The following is an 18,893-nucleotide window of genomic DNA, read 5'->3' on the forward strand; positions in this document are numbered from 1 at the left end:
CGCCGGGTGCGCGCCGGGTTCAGCCCGTGGTTATGATGGGCCGACGAAGACAGAGCGGGAGCGTTGCCAGTGAGTGACGGGTTCGTAGCGCTGTACATCTTCATGCTGGCGGCCATCGCCGGCCACGTGATCATTTCGCGGGTGCCGGTGATCCTGCATACCCCGCTGATGTCGGGTTCCAACTTCATCCACGGCATCGTGCTGATCGGCGCGATGGTGGTGCTGGGGCACGCGCAGACGCCGCTGGAAAAGGCGCTGGGCTTCCTTGCCGTGGTGCTCGGTGCCGGCAATGCCGCCGGTGGCTACGTGGTCACCGCGCGCATGCTGGAGATGTTCAAGCCGAGCGCGCCCAAGGGCGGCAGGGACGAACCGAAGGAGCCACAGGCTTGAACATCAGCACCGTCGAACTGCTCGACTGGCTGGTCAAGGCCAGCTACCTCGTCGCCGCCACGCTGTTCCTGCTGGGCCTGCAGCGCATGGCCTCGCCGCTGACCGCGCGCAGCGGCATCCGCTGGGCCGGGCTGGGCATGCTGCTGGCCACGGTGGCGACCTTCTTCCTGCCTGAACTGCACAACGTGCCGCTGATCCTGGTGGCACTGCTGCTGGGCGCCGGCCTGGCCTGGTGGTCGGCCGGCAAGGTGGCCATCACCGACATGCCGCAGATGGTGGCGTTGTACAACGGCATGGGCGGTGGTTCGGCCGCGGCGATCGGTGCGGTGGAGCTGCTGCGCTATGCCTTCCTTGCCAACCGCGATACCCGCCATTGGAGCGAGCAGGCGCTGGCCGACCTGGCCGCGCGCCAGCCGTCGGGCATGGTGCTGCTGCTGGCGGTGGTCGGCGCGGCGATCGGTGCGGTCTCGCTGTCCGGTTCGGTGATCGCCTGGGCCAAACTGGACGGACGACTGGACAAGCGGGTGACCTGGCCCGGCCAGCAGGTGATGAACCTGATGGTGGCACTGGCAGTGGCGGTGCTGGCGATCATCGCGGCCAGCACGCTCAACACCTCGGCAATCGTCGCCTTCTTCGTGCTGGCGCTGGCACTGGGCGTGCTGATGACGTTGCCGATCGGTGGCGCCGACATGCCGGTGGTGATCTCGCTGTACAACGCATTCACCGGCCTGGCGGTGTCCTTCGAAGGTTATGTGCTGGGCAATGAGGCGCTGATCATCGCCGGCATGATGGTCGGCGCGGCCGGCATCCTGCTGACCCGGTTGATGGCCAAGGCGATGAACCGGCCGATCCGTAACGTGCTGTTCTCCAACTTCGGCGGCGGTGCCGGAGGCGAGGCACAGGCGATCACCGGCGCGCAGAAGCCCATCGAAGCGTCGGACGTCGCGGCGATGATGGCCTTTGCCGAGCGCGTGGTGATCGTGCCCGGCTACGGCATGGCGGTGGCACAGGCCCAGCACAAGATCTGGGAACTGGCGCAGCGGCTGGGCCAGCGCGGCGTGAAAGTGAAGTTCGCGATCCACCCGGTGGCCGGGCGCATGCCCGGGCACATGAACGTGCTGCTGGCCGAGGCCGGCGTGCCCTACGACCTGATCGCCGACATGGACGACATCAACCCCGAATTCGCCAATACCGATGTGGTGCTGGTGATCGGTGCCAACGACGTGGTCAATCCGGTGGCGCGGACCGACCCGGCCAGCCCGATCTACGGCATGCCGGTGCTGGACGTGGTCAACGCGCGCAACGTGGTGGTGATCAAGCGTGGCAAGGGCACCGGTTTTGCCGGCATCGAGAATGCGCTGTTCTACGCCGACAACACCCGCATGCTCTATGGCGACGGCGCCGAAGCGGCGGCCTCGCTGGTGAGCGAACTGAAGGCGCTCGACGGCGGGCATTGAGGACGGGGGTCGGATCCCTTTCCGCAGGAAAGGGCTCTGACCCCTTTGCCGGCCAGCGGCCGGCACTACCGAATCCACGGATCTCTACGCGCTCAGCGCGCCAGCCAGGCACCTACGGCCACGGCCACGGCCAGCCACAGCCATTCCACCGCGCCATTGGCCAGGCTGATCAGGGTCCAGGCCAGGTGCGGGCCCATCCGCGTGGTGGCATCCCACAGGTCCAGGCCGATCGAGCCGCCCATCCAGGCGCTGGCGATGGCCCAGTTGGCCACGGCGGCCACCAGCAGGGTGCCGAGCACGACCAGGGCGACGCGCAGCCGGCCTGGGCCCAGCGTGCCCAGGCGCAGCATGAACACCAGTTCCAGGGCGGCCAGCACCGCCATCCAGCCGACCTGCCGGCCGGTCATCAGCGCCAGGACCATCCAGGCGAGGGGAGCGACAAACAGGCCCAGCAGCAGCATGAGGGGCCAGAGCCAGGTCACGGTCCTGGCACGCGCGGCATTGGAGGACATCGAAGCTCCCAGAAGATCACCCACAGGATACTGTGGTTTGCCGCAGTGCACCGGCGGTGCGGGGGCGGCTGGGCTAGAATGCCGTCTTGCGTGGCCTCAGCCACGGCCCCATATCGGTCCCCATGTATTCCCGTAGCAGCGAACCTGTCCACTTCGAACGCGATTGCGAGGCCGTGATGGTCCCGCAGGGCGATACCGTGACCCTGCCTGCCGGCAGCTATGGGTACATCACCCAGGCGCTGGGCGGCAGTTATTCGGTGTTCGTCGAGGGCAACCTGTTCCGCATCGCCGGCAAGGACGGCGATGCCATCGGCAAGGAGGCACCGGCGCCGCTCGAGCTGCCGGCCGACGCCACCGATGAACAGGTGGAGCAGCTGGTGTGGCAGCAGTTGCGCACCTGCTTCGATCCGGAAATTCCGGTCAACATCGTGGAACTGGGCCTGGTCTATGAAGTCGAGATCAAGCACCTGGATGAGGGCAAGCGCGAGATCGACGTGAAGATGACCCTGACCGCCCCGGGCTGCGGCATGGGCGAGATCCTGGTCGACGACGTGCGCAGCAAGCTTGAAATGATCCCGACGGTGGCCGAGGCCGACGTCGACCTGGTGTTCGACCCGCCGTGGAACCAGCACATGATGTCCGAGGCGGCCCGGCTAGAGACCGGCATGCTTTGACCCAAGGCCCGCAGTGACGCGGGCCCGGCACTACCCGCAACCAGAACAGGAATCCTCCGGTGTCCCAGTCCATCCCCAGCTTCGCCGTCACCCGTTCGGACCACCCGCGCAGCGCTGAAGAGCGCGCCAAGATCCTGGAGAAGCCGGGCTTCGGCCTGCACTTCACCGATCACATGGTGGAAGTGCGCTGGGACAAGGATGCCGGCTGGCACAATGCCAATGTGCGCGCCTACGGCCCGCTGCAGCTGGACCCGGCCGCCGCAGTGCTGCATTACGGCCAGGAAATCTTCGAAGGCATCAAGGCCTACCGCCACGCCGACGGTTCGATCTGGACCTTCCGCCCGGATGCCAACGGCCGTCGCCTGCAGCGTTCGGCGCAGCGCCTGGCGTTGCCGGAACTGCCGGTGGAGATCTTCGTCGAATCGCTGAAGCAGCTGATCGCCGTCGACAGTGACTGGGTGCCTTCGGCCGATGAGTCGAGCCTGTATTTCCGTCCGTTCATGATCGGCGACGAGGCCTTCCTCGGCGTGCGCGGCGCGCACAAGGCCGGCTACTACGTCATCGCCAGCCCGGCCGGCCCGTACTTCGCCAAGGGCGTTGCCCCGGTGTCGATCTGGCTGTCCACCGAGTACGCGCGTGCGGCCAAGGGCGGCACCGGTGCTGCCAAGTGCGGTGGCAACTACGCCGCCTCGCTGCTCCCGCAGCAGAAGGCGCAGGCACAGGGCTGCTCGCAGGTGCTGTTCCTCGACCCGGTCGAAGGCAAGTACCTGGAAGAACTGGGCGGCATGAACGTGTTCCTGGTCTACAAGGACGGCACGCTGGTCACCCCGGAACTGTCGGGCAGCATCCTCGAGGGCATCACCCGCGAGAGCATCCTGCAGCTGGCCCGCGACCGTGGCATGAAGGTCGAAGAGCGCAAGGTCAGCATCGACGAGTGGAAGGACGGCGTCACCTCCGGTGCGATCAGCGAAGTGTTTGCCTGTGGCACCGCCGCGGTGGTCACCCCGATCGGCCAGCTGAAGGGCGAGGGCTTCTCGGTGGGCGACATCAACGCGCCGGCCGGCGAAGTCACCATGTCGCTGCGCAAGGAACTGACCGATATCCAGTACGGCCGACTGCCGGACCGCCACAACTGGCTGGTCAAGCTGGGCTGATCGCCTCGCTGAACTGTAGAGCCGAGCCTACGCTCGGCTGCGTTTCTGCAAAGCCCGTTCCCGCGACGGGCTTTCTGCGTTTCGAGCCAAGGGGTCAGATCCCCTTCCGCGTGAAAAGGGATCTGACCCCGGATCGGTGGACGCCGATGTCGGCAAAGTCATTCCAGGACACGTGACGACCCAGTCAGGTCTGTGCAGGGCACGAGAAAGTGCCTTCACCTTCACAAACCCTCGACCCGAAAAGTCTCAGAACGAACATTTCATCTTGCTGAAAAGACGCTGAAAATCTTGTGGTGTCCGGTTTCGGCCATTAGCGTCATCTGCACGGCGGATCGTTAGGGGGATCCGCTGACTCGCCGGACTTCGAACCTCGCCAACGCAAGCCAGCCCAGGGTTCGGGCCGGTGCTTCTGCCGATTCCGGCATTCACACCACAAGAAAGGGAAATACGATGTCCCAGGTAACGCAACCGCGTGTGCGTCGAGTGTGGGTGGTCCTTGGTGCGTCCGTTCTGTCATCGCTGCTGCTGGCCACGCCTGCGCTGGCCGGTGACGTCCAGCTCAGCGGCCTGCAGTCCGCGCCGACGCACCAGCGCTTCATCGTGAAGTACCGCGACGGTAGTGCGCCGGTGGCCAACACCACCGCACTGGCCTCTTCGCTGAAGAGTGCCGCCGCCGGCCTGGCCAGCAGCCAGGGCCGCGCGCTGGGCCTGCAGGAGGTCCGCAAGCTGGCCGTTGGCCCGACCCTGGTCAGGACCGATCGGCCGCTTGACCAGGCCGAATCCGAGCTGCTGATGCGCAAGCTCGCCGCCGACCCGAACGTGGAATACGTCGAAGTCGACCAGATCATGCGTGCGACGCTGACCCCGAATGACACCCGCTTCAGCGAGCAGTGGGGCTTCGGTACCTCCAACGCGTCGATCAACGTGCAGCCGGCCTGGGACAAGGCTACCGGCACCGGCGTCGTGGTGGCCGTGATCGATACCGGCATCACCAACCATCCCGATCTCAACGCCAACATCCTGCCTGGCTATGACTTCATCAGCGATGCCGCGATGGCGCGCGATGGCGGTGGCCGCGACAACAACCCGAATGACGAGGGCGACTGGTACGGCGCCAACGAGTGCGGCTCGGGCATCCCGGCCTCCAACTCCAGCTGGCACGGTACCCATGTCGCCGGCACTGTGGCGGCGGTGACCAACAACAGCACCGGCGTGGCCGGTACTGCGTTCAATGCCAAGGTCGTCCCGGTGCGCGTGCTGGGCAAGTGCGGCGGTTACACCTCCGACATCGCCGACGCGATCGTGTGGGCCTCTGGCGGCACCGTCAGTGGCGTGCCGGCCAACGCCAATCCGGCCGAAGTCATCAACATGTCGCTGGGTGGTGGCGGCAGCTGCTCCACCACCTACCAGAACGCCATCAACGGCGCGGTCAGCCGTGGCACCACCGTGGTGGTCGCCGCCGGCAACAGCAACACCAACGTGTCCTCGTCGGTGCCGGCCAACTGCCCGAACGTGATTGCCGTGGCGGCCACAACCTCGGCCGGTGCGCGTGCCAGCTTCTCCAACTACGGCACCGGCATCGACATCTCAGCACCGGGCCAGAGCATCCTGTCCACCCTCAACACCGGCACCACCACGCCTGGCAGCGCCAGCTACGCGTCGTACAACGGCACCTCGATGGCGGCGCCGCACGTGGCCGGCGTGGTTGCGCTGATGCAGTCGGTCGCGCCAAGCCCGCTGAGCCCGGCGCAGGTCGAAAGCATCATCAAGAGCACTGCACGCCCGCTGCCGGGCGCCTGCTCGGGTGGCTGCGGCGCCGGCATCGTCGACGCCAACGCGGCCGTGGCTGCGGCGATCAACGGCGGTGGCAACCCGAACCCGGGTGGCAACGTGCTGCAGAACAACGTGCCGGTGACCGGCCTGGGCGCCGCAACCGGTGCCGAGCTGAACTACACCGTCGCCGTTCCGGCCGGTAGCAGCCAGCTGCGCGTGACGATCAGTGGCGGCAGCGGCGATGCCGACCTGTACGTGCGCCAGGGCAGTGCCCCGACCGATACCAGCTACACCTGCCGTCCGTACCTGAGTGGCAACAGCGAGACCTGCACCATCAACAGCCCTGCCGCCGGCACATGGTATGTGCGGGTGAAGGCCTACAGCACCTTCTCGGGCGTGACCCTCAACGCCCAGTACTGAGCCCAAGTCCCTCTCCAAGGGCACGCCCTGGCTTCGGCCGGGGCGTTTTCGCTTCTGCAGAGCCGAGTCCATGCTCGGCTGCTCCGGCTGCCGACCGTTGTGCCACGCTGGCACGCGGTTGCCGAGCATGGCCCGGCACTACAAGGACAGTGCTCTGGCAGGTGCCGACCTTGGTCGGCACGCGGTTCCTCAGACCGACTCGAAGCGGTTCGCAGCCACGTTCTTGCGCACGTGCTGCGGGTCGAAGATCCGCCCGTTCATCGCGATGTACACGCCGCTCGGCAGCGACTGCACCGCACCGATCGCGCAGCCGATGTTGAACTCGGCATCCGAGCCGCGGAAGCGTGCCGGGCTCAGTGCGCCGGTCATCACGATGGTCTTGTCGGGGATCGTCGCCAGCACCTTGCCGGTGTGCACCATCGAGTCGGTGCCGTGGGTCACCAGGACGTGCCGGGTCGGCTGCGCGGCGATGGTGGCGCGGATCAGTTCGCGGTCCTCATCGTTGATGTGCAGCGAATCCTTGCGCAGGATCGGAATCACGTTGAAGCGGAACGTCACGCCCAGCTCGCGCAGGATCATGCCGATCTGCGGATCGCCGATCTGGTAGTCCGACTTGTCGTCGAAGTAGATCTTGTCGATCGTGCCACCGGTGGTGACGACCAGGAGCTCTTCCATCATGTGCATGCGCGAAACCAGGACAGGTACTGCGGCGCGGGGCCAGGAATGCAGATGATACGACCCAGCGGGCGCAGCGTCAGCGTTGCTTGCCGAAGCGGGCGCGCAGGCCGGGCAGGCTGGCGCTGAAGATCACCAGGAGGGCCAGCGCGATCTCGATCAGCGCCAGCCAGCGCGTTTCCGGGTGGCTCCAGGCGCTCATCACGCCGTGGCTGAACCAGCCCAGCGCCAGTACCGAGGCCCAGAATCCGGCCTTGCGCCAGCCCAGGCGCACGGCGATGGCCAGCGCCAGCGGCGGCGCGGTGAACACCAGCTGGGTCGCCAGCCAGTGCTTGTCATTGATGAACCAGCCCGCGAACAGCGCGGCCAGCCCCATCAGGGCCAGCAGCAGGACCGTGCGCGGCGCGGCGCTCATCGGGCCAACCGCTGCGCGATGCCGGCCACCCGGCGCCCCAGCGCGCGCGCCAGCACGGCTTCGTCGTCGGTCGGCTGCGGGTCGTCGGCGGCACCGGCTACGTGGCTGGCGCCATAGGGTGTGCCGCCACTGGTGGTATGGCTCAGCGCCGGTTCGGTGAACGGGATGCCGACGATCACGCAGCCATGGTGCAGCAGCGGCACCTGCATCGACAGCAGGGTCGATTCCTGGCCGCCATGCATGGATGCGGTGGACGTGAACACGCCGGCCGGCTTGCCGGACAGGGTGCCATTGACCCATTCGGCGCCCAGCCCGTCCAGGAAATGCTTCACCGGCGCGGCCATGTTGCCGAAGCGGGTCGGGCTGCCGAGCAGCAGGCCCTGGCATTCGACCAGGTCCTGCACGCTTACATAGGGGGCGCCATCTTCGGGTACCGGCGGCTGCGCGGTCTGGGTCACTGCGGCCACCGGCGGCACCGTGCGCAGGCGCGCGGTCATGCCCGGCACTTCGCCGATGCCCCGCGCGATCTGGCGCGCCAGCCGTGCCACCGAACCGCCCCGGCTGTAATACAGCACCAGAATCTCGCCCATCGTGCCCGCTTCTCCTCGTCGTGTGGCCACCAGTATGGCTATCCTGCGAGCATTCCGCATCGGGTACCCTTCCACCGATGGAACCTTTGGATACGCTCAACCTGTGGATGGAGCGCGCGCGGGATCGCGCACGGGCCATCAGTTTCGGCCGCTTCCTGTGGCATCGCTTCCTCGACGACCGCCTGTTCCAGGCAGCGGCGGCGCTGGCGTACACCACGGTGTTCGCGCTGGTGCCGCTGGCCATCGTGGTATTCGGCGTGCTCTCGGCCTTTCCCGTTTTCGACCGCTGGAGCGATCAGCTCAGCGACTACGTGTTCTCCAACTTCGTGCCCTCCGCGGCGCGCGCGGCCGAGGGTTACCTGCGGCAGTTTTCGGCCAGTGCCGGCCAGCTGACGGCCGCCGGCTTCATCGCACTGGTCGCCTCACTGCTGATCACGCTCAACAGCGTGGAAGAGACCTTCAACCAGATCTGGCGGGTCGGCTCGAGCCGGCCCAAGCTGACCCGCTTCCTGGTCTACTGGACCGTGCTGACCCTGGGCGCGATGCTTGCCGCCGCATCGCTGGCAGTATCGGCGAGGGTGTTCGCGATGCCGTTGTTCGGTACCCAGGAGGGCCGTTGGTTGGCCGAACTGGCGCTGCGGCTGGCACCGATCCTGATCGAGTTCGTCTGCATCACGCTGATGTTCCGCGTGGTGCCGCACCACACGGTGAAATGGCGGCATGCCGTGCCCGGCGCGATCCTGGCGGCGGTCATCCTTGAACTGGTGAAGTGGGGCATCGGCGCGTATCTGGGCAGCTTCCAGTCCTATCAGAAGCTGTATGGCACGGTCGCCTTCGTGCCGATCCTGCTGCTGTGGATCTACCTGTGCTGGGTGGCGGTGCTGCTGGGTGCGTCGCTGGCCTCCTCGATGGCCGCCTTCCGCTACCAGCCGGTCGAGCTGCGCCTGCCGCAGGGGTACGAGTTCTATGGGCTGCTGCGCCTGCTTGGTCGCTTCCAGCATGCACGGGCCAAGGGCAAAGGCCTGGCCGATGACGAGATCCTGCGGCTGGAGCCGATGCTGACCGATTCACTGCTGCAGGACCTGATCTGCAACCTGCAGGAGATCGACCTGCTGCGCCGCGATGAGCGCGGCGAGTGGCTGCTGTCACGCGACCTGGACCAGGTCAGCCTGGCCGATCTGTACGAATGCACCCAGCTGCGCATCCCAGTAGCCGAGCAGCACCTCCCGTACCGCGACGACAGCCTGGGCCGTGCCGCCTTGGCGGCGCTGGATGACCTGCGACTGCCCCTGCGCGAACGCCTGAAGCGCAAGGTCAGTGATATCTATACCGACTCTGGAGACACCCCATGACCCGCAAGACGTCGTTGCCGCTGCTGCTCCCGTTGACCCTGCTGCTGGCCCTGGCGGCCTGCAAACCGGCCCAGGAGCCGGCACCGGCCAGCAGCCAGCCACCGGCGCAGGCACCGACGCCGAGCACGCCGGCACCGGTCGAGGAAACCCCGGCCGAGCGCACCACCGCCGAGTTCCCGACGCTGAAGATGAAGGCGGTGGATGGCAGCGACTACGACCTGGCCGCGCATCGCGGCAAGTGGGTGGTGGTGAACTTCTGGGCCACCTGGTGCGCGCCGTGCCGCAAGGAAATGCCCGAGCTGTCGGCCCTGCATGCGATGCGTAGCAACATCGAAGTGGTCGGCTTGGCTTACGAGGACATCGAAGTGCCGGAGATGCAGTCGTTCCTGGCCAAGCATCCGGTGACCTATCCGATCGTGATCGTGGACCCGTTCGATCCGCCGGCCGACTTCGCCACGCCGCGTGGCCTGCCGCTGACGCATCTGCTGGACCCGCAGGGCAAGCTGGCGCACACGTTCCTTGGCCCGGTGACCGCCGCCGACATCGAGAAGCAGATCGCGGCTGCCAAGTAGTGGGTTTGTCGGCAGGGCCTGCGGCCCTGCACCCGCGGTAGTGCCGGCCGCTGGCCGGCAGCAACAGCAACAGCCGAAGCAACAGCAACAGCGGGCTATCCGTGGGGTGGCGGGGCGGTGTCGGAGTGCGGGGACGCCGCAAGTACGTCCATGTAGGCTTGGCAGCCGCATCCATGCGGCTGACACCCCGCACTCCGACACCGCCCCACCTCTGACAGATTCCTCATGTCTGGTAGATCCACGCCATGCGTGGATGATTCTCCAGACAAATCGAATATTTCGAATTGAATTCGAAGAGCATCCACGCATGGTGTGGATCAACGACAGATCGCGGAAATCTGTCGAAGGCGGGGTGGGTCCGGGTGCGGGGGCGTGAGCCGCATGGATGCGGCGACCGAGCTTACATGGACGTACTTGCAGCGCCCCCCGCACCCGGACCCGCCCCGCCATCCCTCAGGAAGCCCGCCGTTGCTGTTGCTGTTGCTGTTGCCGTTGCTCTGGCTTCGGCAGGTGCAGGGCCGCAAGCCCTGCCGACCCACCCTATTCCTCGACCGGGAAATCCTCGATCGGCTTCAGCACATCGTAGTGCTCGCGATGCAGCTTGCCCTTCAGCTTCGGCAGCTCCGGCAACGGTGCGTCCACCCGCGTGTCCGGCAACCGGTCCAGCAGGTTGCGCACCAGCGTCAGCCGCCCCAGCCGCTGGTCGTTGAAGTCCACCAGCGTCCACGGCGCCGCCTCGCGATGCGTCGCGCGCAGCATCGCCTCGCGTGCCTCGGTGTACGCGCTGTACTTGCTGCGCGATTTCAGGTCGACCGGTGAGAGCTTCCAGCCCTTCAGCGGATCGAGATGGCGTTCGGCGAAGCGCTTTTCCTGTTGCTCCTGGTCCACGCACAACCAGTACTTGAACAGCAGGATGCCGTCGTCCACCAGCAGCTGTTCGAACACCGGCGCCTGGCGCAGGAACTGCTGGTACTCGGTTTCGCTGCAATAGCCCATCACCCGTTCAACACCGGCGCGGTTGTACCAGCTGCGGTCCATCAGCACGATCTCGCCGGCGGCGGGAAGATGCGCGGCGTAACGCTGGAAGTACCACTGCGTGGCTTCACGGTCGGTGGGCTTGGGCAGCGCCACCACCCGGCATTGGCGCGGGTTGAGATGCTGGCTGATGGCCTGGATCGCGCCGCCCTTGCCGGCTGTATCGCGGCCTTCGAACAGCACCAGCAGGCGTTGCCCGCTGTACTGCACCCAGCGCGCCATTGCAGTCAGTTCCAGCTGCAGCGGCAGCAGCAGTTCGTCGTAGTCCTTGCGCTTGAGCTTGGCCATCGTCACACCACGCGGGGAGGAAGCCGGAGCGTAGCGCACGGGTTGCTCAGGGGGTGTCGACGCCCTGCCAGCCCTGCTCGCCCGCCAGCGTCTGCAGCAGGGCGGAAAGGTCATGGGCAAAACCTGCCATGTCGAATACACCACTGTCTTCGCGTGCCTGCGCCAGTTCGGCACGCAACGCTGCCAGCGCCACCGGGTCGTTGCCCAGCGCGCTGGCGGTGGCGATGAACGCCGCATCGTCGGCAACGTTCATCCGCGAGAGACCCAGATGATGGTTGAGGCTGCCGGCCACGCGCGCGGCGAAGGTATCGCCCGGGCAGGTCAGCACCGGGCAGCCGGCCCACAGCGCATCGGAGGCTGTGGTGTGCGCGTTGTACGGATGCGTGTCGAGGAACAGGTCGGCCAGCTGATAGCGGGCCAGGTACTGCGGATGCGGCAGCTTGGCCATGAACACCAGGCGCGCCGGGTCCAGGGCTGCGGCCTGTGCGGCCGCACGTAGGCGGGCGTCGGCCTTGCCGGGCCCGGACAGCAGCCACAGCACGCTGCCGGGCACGGCCTGCAGCACCGCGAAGGCGCGGCCCATGCTGCGCGGGTTGAGCTTGTAGCTGTTGTTGAAGCAGCAGAACACCACGCCGTGTTCGGGCAGCCCGCACTCGGCGCGGGACGGTGCCGGTTCCAGTACGCGGGTGTTGTCCGAGGGTTGGAAGGCACGTGGCAGGCGCAGGACGCGTTCGCTGAAGTGAGGTTCCAGCGATGCCGGCAGCACGAATTCGTCGGCGACCACGGCATCCAGCCAGCGCGCACCTGATGTGCCGGGGTAGGCCAGCCAGTTCAGCTGCAACGGGGCCGGGCGCATGGCCAGCACTTCGGGCGTGCCGCCGCCCCCCCAGCCGCGCAGGTCGAACAGCAGGTCGATGCCCTGTGCACGGATGCGGGCCGCGATGTCGGCATGCCGCAGTGCGGCCACGTCATGCAGGCGGGCCGCAGCCTGCAGGCGTTCGCGGATGCGGCTGCCATCGGCGCGGTTCAGCGCGAACAGGTGCAGCTGCAGCGCCGGGTCATGGCGCAGGTGTTCGAGCAGGGCCACGGTCAGCAGCCCGGTGGGATGGGCGCCGAAGCCATTGGAGAGGAAGCCGACGCGCAACGCGCCGTGCTCGCGAACCTTCACTGCAGGAAGGGGGCGCACCGCCGACGCAACGACAGCGGCGCGTGTGCGCGCACAGGCCAACTGCTCCGCAGCGCCTACGTCTTCACTGAGGAAGGCGAAGGGTTCCACTGCACCCTGCCCGGAAGCGAGCGCGGCACGTACCTGCGCAGCCAGCGTGTCCACGTCCTGCCAGTCACACAGGCGGCGCTGCCAGGCCAGGCGCTGGGCCGCGATGTAGGGTTCGCCCGGCATCAGCGCGTGCGCGCGGCGATAGGCCGCTGCTGCGCCTTCGGCATCATCGGCATCTTCCAGCGCATGGCCCAGCCACAGCGCGATGCCCGGGTGCTGCGGGGCCAATGCCGAGGCCTGGCCGAGCAGCTTCGCCGCGTCGGCGTGCGCGCCGGCCATCCACGCCACGCGCCCCAGCCGCGCCAGCGCTTCGGGGTGGTTGGGGCGCAGCTGCAGGGCGCGTCGTGCGGCCTGCTCGCCGGCAGCGATGTCGCCGGCTTCCAGTTCCAGGTCGGCCAGCATCACCCAGGCGACGAAGTCGCCGGGCTGGCGTGCGATCGCCTGCTGCAGGTGCTGCCGCTGCTGCCAGGCCGTCATCGTGCTCAGCCCGCCGACAGCTGGGCCAGGGCGTCGACCTGGTGTTCGTGGCTGAGCCGCTGCAGCAGCGGGTCGAGGTCACCGGCCAGGATGTTGGGCAGGTCGTACAACGTCAGGCCTTCCACGCGGTGGTCGGTGATCCGGCCCTGCGGGAAGTTGTAGGTGCGGATGCGCTGGCTGCGATCGCCGCTACCGACCTGCAGGCGCCGCGACTCGGCCTGTGCCGCGTCCTGGCGCTGGCGCTCGGCATCGAGCAGCTGCGCCTTCAGGCGCTTCATCGCCTTGTCGCGGTTGGCGTGCTGGCTGCGCTCGGTCTGGCACTCCACCACTACGCCGGTTGGCACGTGGGTGATGCGGATCGCGGACTCGGTCTTGTTGACGTGCTGGCCACCGGCGCCGGACGAGCGGAACGTATCCACCTTCAGGTCGGCCGGGTTGATGACGATGTCATCGACTTCGTCAGCCTCGGGAATGATTGCCACGGTCGCGGCCGAGGTATGGATGCGGCCCTGCGATTCGGTGGCCGGCACGCGCTGCACGCGGTGCGTGCCCGATTCGAACTTCAGGCGCGAGAACGCACCCCGGCCGACCACACGCGCCACCACTTCCTTGTAGCCGCCATGCTCGCCGGGGTTGTCCGATTCGATCTCGACCTTCCAGCCCTGGCGTTCGGCATAGCGGGCGTACATGCGGAACAGGTCGCCGGCGAAGATCGCGGCTTCGTCGCCGCCGGTGCCGGCGCGCACTTCCAGGAACAGGTTGCCTTCGTCGCGCGGGTCACGCGGCACCAGCAGCAGCGCAAGCTCCTGCTCCAGTTCCTGCAGGCGCGCCTGCGCGGCGGCGATTTCCTCGTCGGCCAGCTCGCGCAGGTCGGGGTCGGCGCGCATGCCTTCGGCGGCGGCCAGGTCGGCCTTGGCACGGGCTTCATCGGCCAGTGCAGTGGCGACCGGTTCAAGTTGGGCGAATTCGCGCGAAAGGTCGCGGAAACGGGTGTTGTCGGCGACCACGTCGGGTTCGGCGAGCAGGCGTTCCAGTTCTTCGCGGCGCTCGGCCAGCGCTTCCAGCTTACGGCGCAGGGTCGGCGTCATCGGGTCTCACGGGTGGGTGGTGGTAGCCCGGCGTGGCCGGGAACAGGCGCTCGGCGGCGCGGGTCAGGTCGGCATCGCCACTCAGCGCGGCGGCGCGCAGTGCGGCGGTCGGCGGGTGCAGCAGGCGGTTGGTCAGGCCGTGGGCCAGCAGTTCCAGCACTTCGTCGGCGGGCTTGCCGTTGGCCAGCTGCTGGCGTGCGCGCTCCAGCAACTCGGCGCGGGTGGCCTCGCCGAACGCACGCAGCTGCCGCAAAGGCGCCTGATGGGCACTGGCCTGCTGGGTCTCGACGTAACGCGATACCTGCAGGTCGATGATCGCCTCGGCTTCGGCGGCGGCCTCGCGGCGGCCACGACGGTTGTCTTCCACCGCGCGTTCCAGATCATCGACGGTGTAGAGGAAGGCATCGTTGAGCGTGCCGACCTCGGCTTCGATGTCGCGCGGAACGGCAAGGTCGAACAGCAGCATCGGCTTGTGCCGGCGTGCACGCAGCGCCTTGGCCACCATCTCGCGATGGATCACCGGCTCGCGCGCGGCGGTGGCCGAGAACACCACGTCGGCCTCGCCCAGGTGGCGGTCCAGTTCGGTCAGCGGCAGGGCCACGCCGCCATGGCGGCTGGCCAGTTCCTGCGCGTGGGCCAGGGTGCGGTTGGCGATCAGCAGCCGCCGCACCTTGCCTTCGCTCAGGTGCCGTGCAGCCAGCTCGATGGTCTCGCCGGCCCCGACCAGCAGCACGGTGGAGTCGTCCAGCCGGGCGAACGCGTTCTGCGCCAGGCGCACCGCGGCCGACGCCACCGATACCGGGTTGGCACCGACCTGGGTATCGGTGCGCGCCCGCTTGGCCACCGAGAAGGTCTGCTGGAACAGGCGGTCCAGGCGCTGGCCGAGCAGGCCATGGTCGCGCGCGGTCGACCAGGCGTCCTTCACCTGGCCGAGGATCTGCGGTTCGCCCAGCACCATCGAGTCCAGCCCGGTGGCGACCCGGAACAGGTGGCGCACGGCCTCGGCATCGGCATGCTGGTACAGATAGCCCTGCAGGTCGCCGGCCTGGCTGCGCAGCCACTGGTCCAGCGCCTGTGCCGACTCGGCCACGGCGTACAGCTCGGTGCGGTTGCAGGTCGACAACAGGACCGCCTCGGCGATCTGCGGGGTATCGCGCAGCGAGCCCAGCGCACGCGGCAACGCCTCACCGGCGAAGGCCGCGCGCTCGCGCAGCTCTACCGGTGCGGTCTGGTGATTCAGTCCGAGCACCCACAGGGTCATTGTTCAGTTGCTTGCGATAAGCTGCTGGCCATTGGATGACATTTTAAGGCCCCGATGCCGACGATGCCCGCATTGATTCGCATCCCCAGTGTTCTGCTGCTGTCCCTGGCCTGCGCCCAGGCCCTGGCGGCGGTGCCGCCCAAGGCCCCCGTGCGGGCCGCGGCCACCGGGGAACTGGCGCTGGAGCCGGTGATGGCCGGTGAGTTCGCCCTGCAGGCCGGCAAGCTGGCCGAGGCCGCGCGCTGGTACCTGCAGGCCGCGCAGCAGACCGACGGCGACGCTGGCCTGGCCGAGCGCGCGACCCGTATCTCCATGCTTGCCAATGATGACGCCAGCGCCGCCAAGGGCCTGGCCCTGTGGCAGCAGCGCGCCCCGCGTTCGTTGACCATGCGCAGCGCCGCCGGTGCGCTGGCCATGCGCCAGGGCGATGTGAAGGCCGCCCGCACTGAATTGCAGGCGCTGCTGGCCGACCCCGACGAGCGCGGCTGGAAGTTCGCCCTGGCCGCGCTGATCGGCGGTGGCCGTGACCCGGCGGTGCCGGCGCAGGTGCTCGGCGAGCTGGTCGATGCCAATGCGATTCCGCCGAAGATCGAGGCCTGGCAGGAGTTCGGCCGCCTCGCCCTGCGCATGGACAAGCCCGACCTGGCGCGGCGCATGATCGATGAAGTGGTCAGGCGCTTCCCCGAAGAACCGCGCGTAGCGTTGCTGCGTGCCAGCCAGCTGCAGCAGGCCGGCGAGACCGACAAGGCCTTGTCGCTGCTGCACGACGTCGAGCCGAAGACACGGCAGGACCCCGAGCTGCGCAATGCGGTGGCCATCGCCTACGACAGCCTGGGGCAACCGGCTGCGGCCGAGCGCGTACTGGCATTCGGCCCGCAGGATGTGCAGACCTGGGGCATGCGCGCTTCACTGTTGGCCAAGCAGGGCGACAAGGCGGCGCTGTCCAACCTCTACAACGAACTGTCGCGGCAGGCGGCCAAGCCGGACCCCGCGCAGCGCCTGTTACTGGGCAAGATCGCCGAATACCTGAAGCGCTATCCCGAGGCGGTGCAGTGGTACCACAGTGTGCCCGGCGGTGATGAGCTGAGCGAGGCGCGCCTGCGTGCGGCCAACGCCCAGGCCCTGGCCGGACGGCTGCCGCAGGCACTGGATGAGGTGCACGCGATCCAGTCCGACGCGGTGGTCGATGATGATGTGCGCCGTGACGCGTATCTGCTGGAGGCCGAGCTGCGCCAGCGCGGCGATGACAGTGCTGGCGAGCTGGATGCGCTGGCCCGCGGCCTGGCCGCCTACCCGGATGACAATGGCCTGCTGTACGCCCGCGCGCTCACCTGGGAGCGTCGTGACGATATTCCGCGCGCCGAGGCCGACCTGCGCAAGATCCTGGTGACCGACCCGGAAAACGTGCCGGCCCTGAATGCCTTGGGCTACACCCTGGCTGACCGTACCGGGCGCCTGCAGGAGGCGCTGGAGCTGATCGACCGCGCCCGCGTCGCCGAGCCGGACAACGCCGCCATCGTCGACAGCTATGGCTGGGTGCTGTATCGCCTGGGCCGCAAGGACGAAGCGCTGGTGCAGCTGCGCCGGGCCTGGACCCTGGCCAAGGACCCGGAGATCGCCGCCCATGTCGGCGAGGTGCTGTGGGTGCTGGGCAAGCATGACGAGGCCCGCCACTTCTTCGACGAAGCGGCCAAGCTCGACCCTGAAAACCGCGCGCTGCTGCGCGCCCGCGAGAAATTCAATCCATGAGTGTTTCCCTGATCCGGCCGCTGCTGTTGGCGGCTGCGACCCTGGCGGTGACCGCCTGTACCAGCGTGGGCACGCAGAAGACCCCCCCACCGGCGGTGGTCGAGACGGTCTCGGCCGAAGCGGCGCAGGCCGAAGCGGCGCGCGTGGCCGCCCTGCATGCACAACCGGACTGGGCCTTCCAGGGCCGGGTCGCGGTCAGCAAGGGCAAGGACGGCGGCAGCGGTCGCATCGACTGGAAGCAGCAAGGCCGCCGCTACGTGGTGGAGTTGAGCGCGCCGGTGACCCGGCAGAGCTGGAAGCTGACCGGTGACACCCATTCCGAAGCTGGCCGCCTGGAAGGACTGGCAGGCGGTCCGCGCGACGGCGAGGACGCCCAGCAGCTGTTGCTGGAAGCGACCGGCTGGGACATTCCGGTCAACCAGTTGCCGGAGTGGATCCGTGGCCTGGTGGCCGGCGACGCCGCCGGCCCCGAGACGGTCGAACGCGACGGTGAAGGCCGGCCGCGCCGCATGCAGCAGATGGGCTGGCAGGTACAGTACCTGGACTGGTACCCGGCCGACGCCGGACGGCCGGCGCTGCCGCGCCGGATCGAGGCCAGCAACGGTGACGCCAAGGTGCGCCTGCTGGTGGACGAGTGGGGGCAGGGCACGCCATGAGCGGGGCAGTCGACGACGCGGGCTGGTCCTGGTGGCCGGCCCCGGCCAAGCTGAACCTGTTCCTGCACATTACCGGCCGCCGGGCCGACGGCTACCACGAACTGCAGACCGTGTTCCGCCTGCTGGACTGGGGGGACCGCATCGGCCTGCGCCTGCGTGAAGACGGCCAGGTGCGCCGGCAGGGCGAGGGCCTGGCCGGCGTGGCCGAGGCCGAGGATCTGGCGGTGCGCGCCGCGCGTCTGCTCCAGGAAGCGGCGAAGGTTGCGCAAGGTGCTGACATCATCGTCGAAAAGCACGTTCCTGCCGGTGGTGGATTTGGCGGCGGTTCGTCCGACGCGGCCACCGTACTGGTGGTACTGAACCGGCTCTGGCATGCCGGCCTGGATGAAGATGCCCTGGCCGCGCTGGGCCTGCGCCTGGGCGCCGACGTGCCGGTGTTCGTGCGCGGCCGCAACGCCTGGGCCGAAGGGGTGGGCGAGCGCCTGCAGCCGATCACGCTGGCGCCGGCTTGGTATGTGGTGGTTGAACCGGGCGTTCATGTTCCCACGCCGGCCCTGTTTGCAGACCCGGATTTGACGCGCGACAGCCCAGTGGCGAAAATAGAGGACTTCGCTTCCGGGACCCTGGTCGGGAACGCGTTCGAGCCGGTGCTGCGCCGCCGTGAGCCTGCCGTCGAGGCAGCGCTTGCCGCGTTGAGCGACATCGGCACGGCGCGGCTGACCGGTTCGGGAAGTGGTTGTTTCGTCGAATTCGCGTCGCAGTCTGCTGCAGAGCAGGGACGGTCGAAATTGCCGAAGGAGTTGCGGGCAAGGGTGGCAGCGGGCGTTGCGCGTTCGCCACTGCTGGATGCACTCGAGCAACACTGATTTATCAATGCAGGGGCGTCGCCAAGAGGCCCAAGGCACCAGGTTTTGATCCTGGCATTCGTAGGTTCGAATCCTACCGCCCCTGCCAATAGCGGCTGTGTCCGCGCCTTCCAGCGCATCGCCCGCGCGGGACGTGGAAACAACCGCGGTGTTGTCAGCAGCAAGGGTCCATCCGGGTCCTTGCCGCCCCCGGATCCCCGCCACTCGTCCCCG

Annotated in this window: 18 protein-coding genes and 1 tRNA gene; 11 read left to right on the plus strand and 8 right to left on the minus strand. The window is 68.0% G+C overall.

The window, feature by feature from the left end:
• Positions 1 to 69 precede the first annotated feature (69 nt).
• Positions 70 to 390 (plus strand): NAD(P) transhydrogenase subunit alpha, encoded by a 321-nt coding sequence (locus ACEPA4_RS03730; RefSeq protein WP_005415382.1) that lies wholly within the window; start codon positions 70 to 72, stop codon positions 388 to 390.
• Positions 387 to 1,847, plus strand: a complete 1,461-nt coding sequence (locus ACEPA4_RS03735) for an NAD(P)(+) transhydrogenase (Re/Si-specific) subunit beta (RefSeq protein ID WP_095379298.1) — start codon at positions 387 to 389, stop codon at positions 1,845 to 1,847. The genes ACEPA4_RS03730 and ACEPA4_RS03735 overlap by 4 nt, the downstream gene beginning before the upstream one ends.
• 92 nt (positions 1,848 to 1,939) lie before the next feature.
• Here ACEPA4_RS03735 and ACEPA4_RS03740 read toward each other — a convergent pair whose 3' ends face one another.
• Complete coding sequence (locus ACEPA4_RS03740) at positions 1,940 to 2,359, minus strand: membrane protein (protein ID WP_032953950.1); 420 nt, start codon at positions 2,357 to 2,359, stop codon at positions 1,940 to 1,942.
• 122 nt (positions 2,360 to 2,481) lie between these two features.
• On the opposite strand from ACEPA4_RS03740, the gene sufT reads away from it, so the two are divergent.
• From sufT to ACEPA4_RS03755, 3 genes are all read left to right on the plus strand, one after another.
• Positions 2,482 to 3,033, plus strand: coding sequence for a putative Fe-S cluster assembly protein SufT (sufT, locus tag ACEPA4_RS03745; RefSeq protein WP_005415385.1), 552 nt, complete (start codon positions 2,482 to 2,484; stop codon positions 3,031 to 3,033).
• Between the two features lie 59 nt (positions 3,034 to 3,092).
• A complete protein-coding gene (locus ACEPA4_RS03750; RefSeq protein ID WP_065186352.1) occupies positions 3,093 to 4,187 on the plus strand; it encodes a branched-chain amino acid aminotransferase in 1,095 nt (364 codons plus the stop codon).
• A 450-nt stretch (positions 4,188 to 4,637) separates the two neighbouring features.
• Positions 4,638 to 6,380, plus strand: coding sequence for a S8 family peptidase (locus ACEPA4_RS03755; protein ID WP_053501047.1), 1,743 nt, complete (start codon positions 4,638 to 4,640; stop codon positions 6,378 to 6,380).
• Between the two features lie 189 nt (positions 6,381 to 6,569).
• On the opposite strand, the gene ACEPA4_RS03760 is transcribed toward ACEPA4_RS03755, so the two are convergent.
• From ACEPA4_RS03760 to wrbA, 3 genes are all read right to left on the minus strand, one after another.
• On the minus strand, positions 6,570 to 7,055 hold the full coding sequence (locus ACEPA4_RS03760; RefSeq protein WP_053501049.1) for an asparaginase domain-containing protein: 486 nt from the start codon (positions 7,053 to 7,055) through the stop codon (positions 6,570 to 6,572).
• Between the two features lie 79 nt (positions 7,056 to 7,134).
• On the minus strand, positions 7,135 to 7,470 hold the full coding sequence (locus ACEPA4_RS03765; RefSeq protein WP_005415388.1) for a DUF2069 domain-containing protein: 336 nt from the start codon (positions 7,468 to 7,470) through the stop codon (positions 7,135 to 7,137).
• Positions 7,467 to 8,060 (minus strand): NAD(P)H:quinone oxidoreductase, encoded by a 594-nt coding sequence (gene wrbA / locus ACEPA4_RS03770; protein ID WP_053501045.1) that lies wholly within the window; start codon positions 8,058 to 8,060, stop codon positions 7,467 to 7,469. The genes ACEPA4_RS03765 and wrbA overlap by 4 nt, the downstream gene beginning before the upstream one ends.
• Positions 8,061 to 8,137: 77 nt before the next feature.
• Here wrbA and ACEPA4_RS03775 point away from each other — a divergent pair, with 77 nt between their 5' ends.
• Positions 8,138 to 9,412 (plus strand): YihY family inner membrane protein, encoded by a 1,275-nt coding sequence (locus ACEPA4_RS03775; protein WP_005415390.1) that lies wholly within the window; start codon positions 8,138 to 8,140, stop codon positions 9,410 to 9,412.
• Entirely contained in the window at positions 9,409 to 9,984 is a 576-nt protein-coding gene (locus ACEPA4_RS03780) for a TlpA disulfide reductase family protein (RefSeq protein WP_053501043.1), read from the plus strand. Before ACEPA4_RS03775 ends, ACEPA4_RS03780 begins: the two co-directional genes overlap by 4 nt.
• Positions 9,985 to 10,524: 540 nt before the next feature.
• Here ACEPA4_RS03780 and ppk2 read toward each other — a convergent pair.
• The 4 genes from ppk2 to hemA are packed head-to-tail and all read right to left on the minus strand — an operon-like array spanning position 10,525 to position 15,409.
• Positions 10,525 to 11,307, minus strand: a complete 783-nt coding sequence (ppk2, locus tag ACEPA4_RS03785; protein WP_065178972.1) for a polyphosphate kinase 2 — start codon at positions 11,305 to 11,307, stop codon at positions 10,525 to 10,527.
• A gap of 46 nt (positions 11,308 to 11,353) precedes the next feature.
• The gene (locus tag ACEPA4_RS03790; protein WP_065178971.1) at positions 11,354 to 13,060 is read right to left on the minus strand and encodes a tetratricopeptide repeat protein; all 1,707 of its coding nucleotides are present in this window, start codon (positions 13,058 to 13,060) and stop codon (positions 11,354 to 11,356) included.
• Positions 13,061 to 13,065: 5 nt separating this feature from the next.
• Entirely contained in the window at positions 13,066 to 14,148 is a 1,083-nt protein-coding gene (prfA, locus tag ACEPA4_RS03795; protein WP_014036080.1) for a peptide chain release factor 1, read from the minus strand.
• Positions 14,126 to 15,409, minus strand: a complete 1,284-nt coding sequence (gene hemA, locus ACEPA4_RS03800) for a glutamyl-tRNA reductase (protein WP_065178970.1) — start codon at positions 15,407 to 15,409, stop codon at positions 14,126 to 14,128. Before hemA ends, prfA begins: the two co-directional genes overlap by 23 nt.
• A 63-nt stretch (positions 15,410 to 15,472) precedes the next feature.
• Here hemA and ACEPA4_RS03805 point away from each other — a divergent pair, with 63 nt between their 5' ends.
• The 4 genes from ACEPA4_RS03805 (at position 15,473) to ACEPA4_RS03820 (ending at position 18,768) form a co-directional block, all read left to right on the plus strand.
• Positions 15,473 to 17,158, plus strand: a complete 1,686-nt coding sequence (locus ACEPA4_RS03805) for a tetratricopeptide repeat protein (protein WP_172412111.1) — start codon at positions 15,473 to 15,475, stop codon at positions 17,156 to 17,158.
• A complete protein-coding gene (gene lolB / locus ACEPA4_RS03810; RefSeq protein WP_065178968.1) occupies positions 17,155 to 17,814 on the plus strand; it encodes a lipoprotein insertase outer membrane protein LolB in 660 nt (219 codons plus the stop codon). Before ACEPA4_RS03805 ends, lolB begins: the two co-directional genes overlap by 4 nt.
• A complete protein-coding gene (gene ispE, locus ACEPA4_RS03815) occupies positions 17,811 to 18,680 on the plus strand; it encodes a 4-(cytidine 5'-diphospho)-2-C-methyl-D-erythritol kinase (RefSeq protein ID WP_065178967.1) in 870 nt (289 codons plus the stop codon). Before lolB ends, ispE begins: the two co-directional genes overlap by 4 nt.
• A gap of 11 nt (positions 18,681 to 18,691) precedes the next feature.
• Positions 18,692 to 18,768 (plus strand) — tRNA-Gln (locus ACEPA4_RS03820).
• Positions 18,769 to 18,893: the final 125 nt, after the last annotated feature.

The organism is Stenotrophomonas sp. P2112, from assembly GCF_041897515.1.
Classification (GTDB): Bacteria; Pseudomonadota; Gammaproteobacteria; order Xanthomonadales; family Xanthomonadaceae; genus Stenotrophomonas; species Stenotrophomonas sepilia.

What these genes read in the sequence shown, in the direction of transcription:
- ACEPA4_RS03740 (WP_032953950.1), bottom strand. Translation starts at nt 2,359, where the DNA reads ATGTCCTCCAATGCCGCGCGTGCCAGGACCGTGACCTGGCTCTGGCCC.
- sufT (WP_005415385.1), top strand. Translation starts at nt 2,482, where the DNA reads ATGTATTCCCGTAGCAGCGAACCTGTCCACTTCGAACGCGATTGCGAG.
- ACEPA4_RS03755 (WP_053501047.1), top strand. Translation starts at nt 4,638, where the DNA reads ATGTCCCAGGTAACGCAACCGCGTGTGCGTCGAGTGTGGGTGGTCCTT.
- ACEPA4_RS03760 (WP_053501049.1), bottom strand. Translation starts at nt 7,055, where the DNA reads ATGGAAGAGCTCCTGGTCGTCACCACCGGTGGCACGATCGACAAGATC.
- ACEPA4_RS03765 (WP_005415388.1), bottom strand. Translation starts at nt 7,470, where the DNA reads ATGAGCGCCGCGCCGCGCACGGTCCTGCTGCTGGCCCTGATGGGGCTG.
- wrbA (WP_053501045.1), bottom strand. Translation starts at nt 8,060, where the DNA reads ATGGGCGAGATTCTGGTGCTGTATTACAGCCGGGGCGGTTCGGTGGCA.
- ACEPA4_RS03775 (WP_005415390.1), top strand. Translation starts at nt 8,138, where the DNA reads ATGGAACCTTTGGATACGCTCAACCTGTGGATGGAGCGCGCGCGGGAT.
- ACEPA4_RS03780 (WP_053501043.1), top strand. Translation starts at nt 9,409, where the DNA reads ATGACCCGCAAGACGTCGTTGCCGCTGCTGCTCCCGTTGACCCTGCTG.
- ppk2 (WP_065178972.1), bottom strand. Translation starts at nt 11,307, where the DNA reads ATGGCCAAGCTCAAGCGCAAGGACTACGACGAACTGCTGCTGCCGCTG.
- ACEPA4_RS03790 (WP_065178971.1), bottom strand. Translation starts at nt 13,060, where the DNA reads ATGACGGCCTGGCAGCAGCGGCAGCACCTGCAGCAGGCGATCGCACGC.
- prfA (WP_014036080.1), bottom strand. Translation starts at nt 14,148, where the DNA reads ATGACGCCGACCCTGCGCCGTAAGCTGGAAGCGCTGGCCGAGCGCCGC.
- hemA (WP_065178970.1), bottom strand. Translation starts at nt 15,409, where the DNA reads ATGACCCTGTGGGTGCTCGGACTGAATCACCAGACCGCACCGGTAGAG.
- ACEPA4_RS03805 (WP_172412111.1), top strand. Translation starts at nt 15,473, where the DNA reads ATGCCCGCATTGATTCGCATCCCCAGTGTTCTGCTGCTGTCCCTGGCC.
- lolB (WP_065178968.1), top strand. Translation starts at nt 17,155, where the DNA reads ATGAGTGTTTCCCTGATCCGGCCGCTGCTGTTGGCGGCTGCGACCCTG.
- ispE (WP_065178967.1), top strand. Translation starts at nt 17,811, where the DNA reads ATGAGCGGGGCAGTCGACGACGCGGGCTGGTCCTGGTGGCCGGCCCCG.